The following is a 10701-nucleotide window of genomic DNA, read 5'->3' as shown; positions in this document are numbered from 1 at the left end:
TAGTCAGGAACGGTGTAAGACAGTGAATATCCAGCGCACCAAAGAATCGTTCTGCCGGTTGATTCGCCTCGCATCGTGGTCCGTCCTGATTTCGCTCATTGGCGCAAATGCGCTTGCCCAAACGAGCGCGCCGATGAATCCAGGCACGGCCTCAAGTGCTCCAGCGTCCGCCTCTGGACCGTCCTCCCCCACTTCCGGCGCTTACGGAAGTGTGACCTCGGGAGCGCCCGCTGGCGCAATGACTGTTCCCATCGCAGGCACTTCAGCTAGCAATGGGGGGCCGGTCACGAGTACGTTGCCCGCGTATGGAGTCCCGGGAAATGCGCTTTCGAGATCGTCGGCTGGCGTGATGTCTGGTCCTGTTTTAGGAACTTCCGTCAGCTCCGGCAACGCCGTGCCAAGCACCTCGCCAGCTTACGCAGTCCCGGGGTCGATTTCCCCAAGTCTGCCATCGGTTCCGGGTGCCGCTCCAGCAGCGTCGAGCGCTGCGTTGGGGTCTTCAGGATCGCCGGCGATAGCCGCCGCGGCCGGAGCGGTTGCCAATTCGCCCGCCGCGATGAGCGCTGCCGCGCAAGCACTTGGCATGTCGCCTGACCAGGTCCAGGCGCTCGCCAATCAGGCGCTGAACGGCGGCCTGTCGCAGGATCAGTTGCAGCAGATGACGGCGCGGCTCGGCGCGATGAATGTCACCGCCGGGGACGCCGCTTCGATTGGCCACGCGCTTGGGCTCAGCGATCAGCAGGTCTCGCAGCTATCGCAGACCTTGCAGGCCTCGCGGCAATCCCAAGCGCCAAATCAGATGCCCGCAGGTCCGGCGGCGCCGAGTGCATCCAGCCCGGTGACCAATGTCGCGCTCACGCCGCCTTCGGCGATCGAATCAAGATTTCTGCAGCTAGGCAATCCGAATCAGCAGGCGGCCACTCCAACTATCAATAACGTATCTCAGTTCGGATACAATTTTCTCACCGCGGGAGTATCTACTTTTGCGCCGGTGCAGAACGTTCCGGTCGGGGACGATTATATGCTCGGTCCCGGCGACCAGTTGATCCTGGTGCTCTGGGGCCGCGTCAATTCAACCGTGCAATATACTGTCGATCGCGACGGCAGTATTCATATCGATCAGGTTGGCCCGCTGCAGGTGGCGGGTCTCACCTTCGGCCAGGCCAAAAAACTGGTCGAAGGCCGTCTCAAACAATCGCGCGGACTCGAAGCGCAACTCACGATGGGCCAGTTGCGCACCATCCAGGTGTTCGTGGTCGGCGAGGTGAATCAGCCCGGCGTATATACGGTCAGCTCGCTGTCGCACGTCTCGAATGCCTTGGTCGCCGCAGGAGGCGTTGCCAAAACGGGGAGCCTCCGCCAGGTCAAGATACGGCGCGGCAATTCCGTCCAAAAAGTGCTCGACCTTTACCAGTTCCTGCTGCTGGGCGATAATTCCGCCGACGAACGCTTGCGGAACGACGACGTGATCTTCGTGCCGGTGATCGGCCCGGTGGTCGGCGTAGTCGGCGACGTGAAGCGGCCCGCGATCTTCGAATATGCACCGGAGTTCGAGAGTCTCGGCGCGGTGGTCGATACGCTGTCGGGCGGCGTCACCGCGTTCGGCTTCACCGAGCGCCTGCAGGTCGAGCGCGTCGAGAATCACAAGCAGATGGTGGTGCTCGATATGCCGCTGACCAAGCTTCGCTCGCAGGAGTTCAAGGTCCGCGACGGCGACCTGGTCAAAATCATGCCGGTGCTTTCGTTGCATACCAACAGCGTCGTGCTGAGCGGCAACGTATCTCGTCCCGGCGAATTCCAGTGGCGCAAAAACATGCGCGTCTCGGAGCTGATCGCGGAAGGGCAGGGCGTGCTGCCGCATACTTATTTCAAATACGCATTGATCAAGCGCCTCGAAGGATCGCAGAAGTACACCCATTTCGTGCAGGTGAATCTCGCGGCGGCGCTTGCGGGCGATCGCAAAGCGGATCTATACCTGATGCCGCACGACGAACTCGACGTTTACAGCCTCGACGCGCTCCGCGAAACCCCGGCCGTCACGGTCAGTGGCCAGGTGCGAACGCCGGGCCAGTATCTGCTCAGCGAACGGATGAAAGTGAGCGATCTGATCTATCTGGCCGGCGGTCTCAAGGAAGGCGCCTACACCGGACGGGCCGCGTTGGTGCGAACCAACATCGTGGGCGGCAAGGCCCAGCGCGCCAGCGAGGATATCGATCTCGCGAGTATCCTGAACGGCACCTCGCGGCAGGATGTGGTGCTGAAGGCGAACGACGAAGTCTTCATCTGGCAGGTGCTCGGATGGCAACTGCCGCAGCGCACCGTGCTGGCCTCGGGTGAAGTGCTGAATCCAGGCAGCTTCCACTACAACGACGGGATGCGCGTGCGCGATCTGCTCTCGATGACCGGCGGTTTCAAGGATGACGCCTACCGCGAGAAGGTCCAGTTGGCGCGCACCGAAGTTATCGAAGGCGCCAAGACGATCCGCACCATGCGCGACCTCGATTTGCGGACCGGCTCGGCCGAACTCGAACTGGCGCTCAGGTGGGACGATCAGCTTTACGTGACGACCGCGCCCAACTGGCATCTGCCGTGGGTAGTTATGGTCAAGGGCGAAGTCGTCCGCCCCGGTCAGTACGTTATCCACGATCAGGAAACACTGAGTGCGGTGATGACTCGCACCGGCGGATATCGCACCAACGCGTTTCCGAAGGGACTGGTATTCATCCGCGCGTCGATCAAGCAAGTCGAGCAGGAACGCCTCGAAGAGGCTCGCACGCGAATCTCGCAAGAGGTGCTCCAGCTATCAACCGCGTTGCCGTTGCTGAACACTCGGACGACCAGCAATTCCAGTTCGGGCAGCGAGATGTCCGCGACCTTCGCGTCGCTCCAGCAATTACTCGCGACCACTCAAGGCCAGCAGGCCGACGGCCGGCTGGTAATCCGCGCCGACAAGATTTTCGTTCCCAGCAGCCAGCAGGACGTGCTAATGGAAGATGGCGACACGATCGCCGTCCCGCGGCGGCCGAGCGCCGTCTACGTGCTCGGGCAAGTCTATCATCCAACCGCGGTGGTCGCGCGCCGCGGCCTCACGCTCAAGGATTATCTGTATGAAGCGGGTGGCGCGACGCAACAGGGCGACGTCGATCGCGTAATCCTGGTCAGGGCCGACGGCGCGATGGTCACCCAGGACAGCCTGAAGAACAGCGGCAACGGTTCCATCTTTCCGGCGCTGACCTTCATCGGGGACGGCATCATGGGCGAATACGTCGAGGCCGGCGATACCATATACGTGCCGGAAAGCCTCGCCAACGTGCAGGGGATGGTCAAGCGAAAATACTGGACCGACGTCACCACGATCATGGCCAACAGCGCGACAGCGCTCGCGGTGGTCGGCCTGCTCGCGACCAGACTCTAATCGCGCAGCGTAAACTCTGGATACTCGTTTATCAACAATTGCATTAGCGAGTGGGTGGCATTTGAGGCATCAACCGGATCGATCAGGGCCGTGAGTAATTTTCGAATCACCCGCGCGGGACGCAAGCCGGCCAGCAACGACCGGCTGACCGCGGAGCCGCCTTCGCCCGCGCCGGAATTAACCGGTATCGAAGAGCGAATACTAAGTTACTACTCGACGCTGCGCCCCAGGCTGCGCGAAATCGGAGTTGCTACAGCGCTTGCGATGGTGTTGACGTTCGTTACCACCCGTTTTTTGATGACGCATTGGTATCAGGCGCGGGCGGTGCTCAGGCCCGCGTCACAGGAGCCGCAATCGTCGGTTACCCTTGGCGGCCTGCTGGGAAATATCACGGGCGGCGGTGGAGGCGGGAGCGGCGGCGTCTTGAACAGTCTCTTCGGCGGGTCCGGTGCGAGCGACGCAAATGAGTTTATCGCAACGGTTACTTCGGTCACTTTCACTAAGGATTTAATCCAGTCGAACGACCTCACCAAGGTCTTGCTTCGGCACGTTTCGCCGTGGTCCTCGCCGTTCCTGTGGCTCGGCATTTCAAAGCCCACGCCGTGGAAGATGTACAAATTGATGACGCGTCGGTTCAACTACGACTACCACGAGCAGACCGGAAATCTGACGCTGACCTTCTGGGATCCGGAGCCCGAGGGAGCCGAGCGAGTACTCAATTTGTACATCGCGGCTCTGCGCGAGCGCCTCCGAACCAGATACGTGCAAGCTGCCAGCGCGGCGGTTGTTTCGCTGGAACAACAGATCGGCAAAACCTCGGACGCGCTGCTGGTGCCGCAACTGGATCAATTGCTGGCGCAGCAATTGCAGCAACTCGGTACGGCAAAAATTCAGGCAGATTTCGCGTTCATCCTGATCGATCCGCCGGCGGTGCCCGAACATCCGCAAGCGCCGCTCACCTTAGTCGATACGTTGCTCGTCGGGATCCTTGCGCCGCTCCTCGCGAGCTTCTGGTTTCTCTCGCGCGAGCGTTTCGATTCGCTGGTCGAACGGATGAAGCAGTTCGAAGTCGAACTGACCGAAGCGCACGAACTCGACGGCGGCGGTCCCACCCGCATGACCGAGGACAACAATTCGCACGGGACGCATATCAATGGCAGTTGAGCCGGATGCGGCGCTTGTCCAGGCATCGGAGTGCGCGCTGCCGCCGCCAATCGTTCACGCGTTCACGGTTGACGTCGAAGATTGGTTCAACGGAATACCGATTGCCGAAACGACCAGGAGAGGCGCGGCGCGCCGGCTCGAGGTCGGCCTCAACCGGCTGCTCGACCTGCTCAACGAACACCGCGTCCGCGCGACTTTTTTCGTGCTGGGGCCGATCGCGCGCGAGTATCCGGCGCTGATCAGGAAAATCGCCGACGCGGGCCATGAGATGGGATGCCACGGCTGGTCGCACGATCTCCTGTACGCGATGAATCGCGAGCGCCTGCACGACGAAACGCGGCGGGCGACCGATGCGATCGCCGACGCCACCGGGCGGCGCGTGGTGGCCTACCGGGCGGCCTACTTTTCCGTGACGCGCGAATCGATGTGGGCGCTCGAAGTGTTGGCGAAGCTCGGTTATCGCTACGATTCGAGCATCTTTCCGGTGCGCAACTGGCGCTACGGAATTGCGGATTTCGGATCGCATCCGCGCCGCCTCGAAACCGCCGAAGGTCCGCTCTTCGAGTTTCCGATTTCGGTGCGTCGCGTGATGGGCCGCAATATCCCGGCGTCGGGCGGCGCCTACTTCCGCATCTATCCCTACTCGGTCACGCGCTCCAATTTCCGCGCTGCCGAGCGCGATCGCCAACCGATCGTTTTCTATTTGCATCCGTGGGAACTCGACCCGGACCATCCGCGGATAAGGTTTCACTGGAAGCCGTGGATCACCCACTACGTAAATCTCGGCGCGACCAGCAACAAGCTCGCACGATTGCTGCGGGATTTTCGCTTCGCGCCGCTCGGAGAAGTGCTCGAGCATGAGTTCAACCCAGGTCGTCCGTGATTACTTCGATCGCGAAGCGAAAAGATTCGACGCGATCTACGAGCAGCGCAAACCGATTGTGCAGCAGGTCGTCGATCGGCTGTTCCGGCAGGTGGTGGTCGAACGCTACCGGCTGATTTGCAACCTCGCGCCGTGCGGTCATCGATGGACCGCGCTTGACGTCGGATGCGGCTCCGGCCGCTACACGATCACGCTCGCGCAGGCGGGCGCGGCGCGCGTAGTCGGCGTGGACGTTTCGACCGAGATGCTCGATCTGGCGCACGCCGAGGCCGTTCGCGCGCGCGTGACCGGCAACTGCGAGTTCGTCGCCTCGAGCTTCGTCGATTACGCCGCTCCGCAGAAATTCGACTCGGTAATCGCGGCTGGCTACTTCGACTACCTGAAAGATCCGCTCGTCGATCTGAAAAAAATGATCGCCGATTGCTCCGGCCGCCTGTTCTGTTCCTTTCCCAAAAGGTGGGAGTATCGCGCGCCGACCCGCAAGCTCAGGTTCGCGATTGCGAACGGGTACGTCAGGTTCTACTCGCGCCGCGAAGTCGTCGGCCTGTTCACCGATGCCGGCCTTGCAACCGAGCGGCTCTCCCTGATCGATCTCGGCCGCGACTGGATCGCATGCGCGCGTGCTCCGCAAAGTTAAAAATGCCAAGGCCGATTCGCATCTGTCACGTAATCACCCGGCTGATCGTCGGCGGCGCACAGGAGAACACTCTCTACACCGCGATCGGGCAGCATCGGAATCCCGCGTTCGAGGTAACTCTGATCGCCGGCATCGACCACGGCCGCGAAGGCAATCTGCATGACCGGGCGCACGCCGCGGGCGTGAACTTGCGGCTGACGCCGCTGCTGGTGCGGCCGATCCGGCCCGTCACTGACCTGCGCGCGCACCTCGAGCTGTACCGGATTTTCCGCGCCGGCCAGTTCGACGTAGTGCATACTCATTCGTCGAAAGCGGGCATCGTCGGCCGCGTCGCGGCGCGGATGGCGCACGTGCCAGTAGTAATTCATACATTACATAGCCTGGTGTTTCACAAGTATCAGTCGGAAGTTGCTAATCAAGTATATATTCGGTTGAAGCGGCGATGCGCCGCCTTTACCGATGTACTAATCAGCGTCAACGACCAGACCGCCAAGGGCGCGATCGCCGAGCGAATCGGCCGGCCTGAACAGCATGTGACGATTCACAGCGGGATGGAGCTCGAGCCGTTTCTCACCATCGGCGATCGGCTGTCGGCCGCCGATGCGAAGCGGCGGCTGGGTATCGCGCCGGAAGCGCTGGTGGTCGGCAAGGTCGCCCGCCTGTTTCCGCTGAAGGGACACGATCAGTTTCTCGAGGCCGCGGTGCGCATCGCGGCCGGCCAGCCGCGGGCAAAATTTCTGCTGGTCGGCGACGGCTCGCTGCGCGACTCGCTCGAGGCTCGCGCGCGGACCCTGGGCATTCACGATCGACTGGTGTTCGCCGGCCTGGTTTCACCTGAGGAGATTCCCGTGTGCTTTCAGGCGATGGACGTGGTCGTTCACACGTCGCTCAGGGAAGGAATCGCGCGCGTGCTTCCGCAGGCCGGTACGGTCGGCAAACCGGTCGTGACGTTCGACCTGGACGGCGCTCCGGAAGTTATCAAGGATGGAGTCTCCGGCTACCTGGTGCCGCCGCTCGATACCGCAGCGCTGGCCGAGCGGGTGCTCGAGCTGCTTGCCGATCCGGATCGGCGCGCCGCGTTCGGGAGGGCGGGCCGCACATTCGCAACCGAGCACTTCAGCGCCGATCTGATGGTGCGGCGAATCAACGAAGTTTATTTTTCACAGCTTTCGCGCCGCCAGCAACTAGATGAACTGGCTGCACTTCCAATCCAAGGGATCGACCGCAATTCGGGCGCCCTCAACTAGTTCCTTCTTGCTCCGCTCCCCGCATCGAATGCCAAGTTTATCTTCAATCATTCTACCAAGCGGTGTCTCGGGTCCGGTCTTGCGGCGCGCGGTACTTTGCCTGGCGCTCGCCGTGACTACGACCTTCGGAGTTATCGCGGCGATGGGACTGGCGTCGAGTCTTGGCAATCACATTCACAGCCGCGAGATTCAGTTCGATTACTCACTAGGGTTACTCTGGGGATTAGCTATTGGTGCAGCCATTTTTGTCGCGCCCGTACCCGATCGGGACCGGAGCGCATTACTTTGGCTATGGGCGGTGCGAATCATCGTCACGCTTGGGTTCATGCTGTTCTACGAAAACCACTATCAACTCGACGCGTTCAATTACTTTCGTGGTTCTCAGGCCGGATTCGCGCGTTTGTTATTGGCGCTCGGCGACGGCACGCAGACGATGAACGAACTCACCAGACTTCACTATCAGTGGTCGATCCCCTCATATCACGCGATGAAGCTGACCTGCGCGTCGATCGGCTTGCTGTCCGTCTATCTGGTCTATCGAGCCGCCGTACTGTTCCTCGGCCACGAGGATCGCCGCATCCTATGGATTCTCGGACTCAGTCCGACGATCCTCTTCTGGTCCTCGATTTTGGGCAAGGATCCGATAGGGATGCTAGGTATCGCAATCTATACCTACGGCACCGTGCGCTTGCTGATGATGAGAAGCTGGAGTTCCATCGTCCTGATGGCAGTCGGTATCGCGATCGCGTCAATAATTCGCCTCTGGCTGGCGCCAATCATGATTCTGCCGGTCGTCGGGACGGTCTGGTGGTCCAGCAAGAACATCCACATTAAATTGTTCGTCGGAATAGCTGGAATGGCGGCCTTCGTCTATGCCGCCGGACCACTGATGGCGAGTTTCAAGGCTGCTTCGGCCAAGGAACTAATCGAAGAGGTCGCCAAGGCGGGACAGTTGTACAACTACGGCGGTTCGTCGACCGGCGCCACAACCGTGTTTGTCAGCTGGAGTGACTTCATCGAATTCGCACCCGTCGGAGCATTCACGGCGTTATTTCGGCCGCTGCCCGGTGAAATAATGAATCCGTTTGGGCTGCTGGCAGGGCTCGAAGATCTCGTCCTGCTGGGGTTGCTCGTCCGGGCGATGACCCGTTTTCGACTCAGCGACCTGCGCGCTCCAGTGGTCGTGTGGGCAATTTTCTTCTGCCTGATCTGGAGTGCAATCTACGGCATCATATCTTCGCACAATCTGGGCGCCGCAGTGAGATTTCGTCTCCAGATTCTTCCCGTGTTGTTACTGCTGATGCTGTACCTCGGCGCGCCGCATCCGCGTACGACTGAGTAACGTAGTAGTATTCGCTGTAAGTATTCGTCGCGCCTCGTAGAAAAAATTTCAAGCTATGTGCGGTATTTGTGGCATCGTCAGCAGCGATCCGCGCGAGCGGATCGACCCGGGCGTTCTGATCACGATGCGCGATATGCTGCGCCATCGCGGACCTGACGATGAGGGTCTCTACCTCGGGCCGGGCGTCGGCCTGGGTCATCGCCGGCTGTCGATCATCGATCTCAGGCCGGAGGGCCGCCAGCCGATCGTCAACGAAGATCAGTCGGTGTACATCGTTTTCAATGGCGAGATTTACAACTACGCGGAATTGCGCCCCTGGCTGGAAAAACGCGGTCATCGCTTCCGTTCCCACACCGACACCGAAGTGATCGTGCATCTCTATGAGGAGCTCGGCGCCAAGTGCGTCGAGACGCTGAAGGGGATGTTTGCCTTTGCGATTTGGGACGAACGCGCGCGGCGTCTGTTGCTGGCTCGCGATCGCCTCGGCAAGAAACCTCTCTACTATCGTTTCGACGGCCGCCACCTGATCTTTGGCTCCGAAGCGAAAGCTCTGCTCGCCCATCCTTCGGTAAACGCGCAACCGGATGCCGCCGGAATCGACCAATATCTCACGCTCGGGTACCTGCTCGGTCCGCAAAGTGCGTTTAGCGGGATCAATAAACTGGCGCCCGCGCATTATCTGCTGTTCGAAAATGCCCGCGTCCAGATCCATCGTTACTGGACGCTCGACTACGAACCGAAGCTCGCGATCAGCGAGCCGGATGCACGCGGCGAAATTATTCGGCGCCTGACCGACAGCGTCAGGATACGCCTGACTAGCGACGTTCCGCTCGGTGCGTTCCTCAGCGGCGGCGTGGATTCAAGCGCAATCGTCGCGCTGATGAGCCGCCTCAGCAGCCGTCCGGTGAAAACATTTTCGATCGGTTTCAAGGAAACCGATTACGACGAGACTCGCTACGCCCGCATGGTTGCGGCCGCCTTCCAAACCGATCATCATGAATTCATCGTCGAATCTCCCGACGCCGCCGACGTTATCAGCGAGTTGGCGTGGTTCTACGACGAGCCGTACGCGGATTCGTCGGCGATTCCGGTTTACTACCTCTCCAAGCTTGCGCGCCGTTACGTGACCGTAGCGCTCAATGGCGATGCCGGCGACGAGAACTTTGCCGGCTACCGGCGCTACGCGGTTGCGATGCTCGCGTACAATCTCCGCAATCTGCCGGTGCCGCTTCGTCGCGCGCTAGGGGCGGGCGTGTCGGCCGGTTACTCGGTGCTCGGATCGACCCGGCGTCTCAAGCGCCGCATGAAGGCTCTGATCGACGCGCTCGGCCGCGACTGGAAATCCGCTTACGGCGGCTTGATGACGGTCTTCGATGACGACGAAAAACGTCTGCTCTACAGCGGCAGCTTTGCGGAGCATGCGAGGCGTTCGGACGCGCCGAATCTAGCAAGCCTCTACGACGGGTCGCGCGCGATCGAACCGCTCGATTCGATCCTGAGCGTCGATGTCCGATCGTATCTGCCCGACGATCTGCTCGTGAAAGTCGATCGAGCAACGATGGCGGTCGGTCTCGAGGCGCGCTCGCCGATGCTGGATCATGAATTCATGGAATTCGTTGCGCGCCTTCCCACGCGCCTCAAAATGAACTGGCGGGAACCGGCAGGCAAGACGATCTTCAAGTCGGCGCTGCGCGGCATCCTGCCCGATGCGATACTCAATCGCCGTAAAATGGGTTTTGGAGTGCCGCTCGACCATTGGATGAGAGGCAACTGGCACAATTTATTGCGCGAGGTGTTGCTCAGCCCGGCCGCCGTCAACCGCGGTTACTTCAATACTAGTCGTGTCAAGACGCTCATCGACGAGCACACCAGCGGGGCGCGCGATCGCCAAACCCAGCTCTGGGCGCTGCTGATGCTCGAGATGTGGCATCGCACTTTTATCGACCAGGCAAGCGCCGCGTCTCTGTCTCGACTTCATCCGATGACTCATTCGATCAGCGCGTAACGACGATC

7 protein-coding genes are annotated in these 10701 nt (G+C 60.8%); all 7 read left to right on the top strand.

All coding sequences use genetic code 11. The annotated features are described in order from the left end of the window. The first annotated feature begins 583 nt into the window (after positions 1–583). A complete protein-coding gene (locus Q7S58_RS21910; RefSeq protein WP_304831032.1) occupies positions 584–3415 on the top strand; it encodes an SLBB domain-containing protein in 2832 nt (943 codons plus the stop codon). A 90-nt stretch (positions 3416–3505) separates the two neighbouring features. After that, entirely contained in the window at positions 3506–4579 is a 1074-nt protein-coding gene (locus Q7S58_RS21905) for a hypothetical protein (RefSeq protein ID WP_304831030.1), read from the top strand. After that, the gene (locus Q7S58_RS21900; protein ID WP_304831028.1) at positions 4569–5462 is read left to right on the top strand and encodes an XrtA system polysaccharide deacetylase; all 894 of its coding nucleotides are present in this window, start codon (positions 4569–4571) and stop codon (positions 5460–5462) included. The genes Q7S58_RS21905 and Q7S58_RS21900 overlap by 11 nt, the downstream gene beginning before the upstream one ends. Beyond that, positions 5437–6099, top strand: coding sequence for a bifunctional 2-polyprenyl-6-hydroxyphenol methylase/3-demethylubiquinol 3-O-methyltransferase UbiG (locus Q7S58_RS21895; protein WP_304831026.1), 663 nt, complete (start codon positions 5437–5439; stop codon positions 6097–6099). Before Q7S58_RS21900 ends, Q7S58_RS21895 begins: the two co-directional genes overlap by 26 nt. A gap of 2 nt (positions 6100–6101) precedes the next feature. Further along, complete coding sequence (locus tag Q7S58_RS21890; protein ID WP_304831023.1) at positions 6102–7346, top strand: glycosyltransferase family 4 protein; 1245 nt, start codon at positions 6102–6104, stop codon at positions 7344–7346. 112 nt (positions 7347–7458) lie between these two features. Beyond that, on the top strand, positions 7459–8688 hold the full coding sequence (locus Q7S58_RS21885; RefSeq protein ID WP_304831021.1) for a hypothetical protein: 1230 nt from the start codon (positions 7459–7461) through the stop codon (positions 8686–8688). Between the two features lie 55 nt (positions 8689–8743). Further along, the gene (gene asnB, locus Q7S58_RS21880; protein ID WP_304831020.1) at positions 8744–10693 is read left to right on the top strand and encodes an asparagine synthase (glutamine-hydrolyzing); all 1950 of its coding nucleotides are present in this window, start codon (positions 8744–8746) and stop codon (positions 10691–10693) included. Positions 10694–10701 lie beyond the last annotated feature (8 nt).

The organism is Candidatus Binatus sp. (genome assembly GCF_030646925.1).
GTDB lineage: Bacteria > Desulfobacterota > Binatia > Binatales > Binataceae > Binatus.
Note: the sequence above shows the minus strand (reverse complement) of the source record. Positions and strands in the feature narration are given on the sequence as shown.

Coding starts and splice junctions, on each gene's coding strand:
- Q7S58_RS21910 (WP_304831032.1), top strand. CDS start 584: ATGTCGCCTGACCAGGTCCAGGCGCTCGCCAATCAGGCGCTGAACGGC.
- Q7S58_RS21900 (WP_304831028.1), top strand. CDS start 4,569: ATGGCAGTTGAGCCGGATGCGGCGCTTGTCCAGGCATCGGAGTGCGCG.
- Q7S58_RS21895 (WP_304831026.1), top strand. CDS start 5,437: ATGAGTTCAACCCAGGTCGTCCGTGATTACTTCGATCGCGAAGCGAAA.
- Q7S58_RS21890 (WP_304831023.1), top strand. CDS start 6,102: ATGCCAAGGCCGATTCGCATCTGTCACGTAATCACCCGGCTGATCGTC.
- asnB (WP_304831020.1), top strand. CDS start 8,744: ATGTGCGGTATTTGTGGCATCGTCAGCAGCGATCCGCGCGAGCGGATC.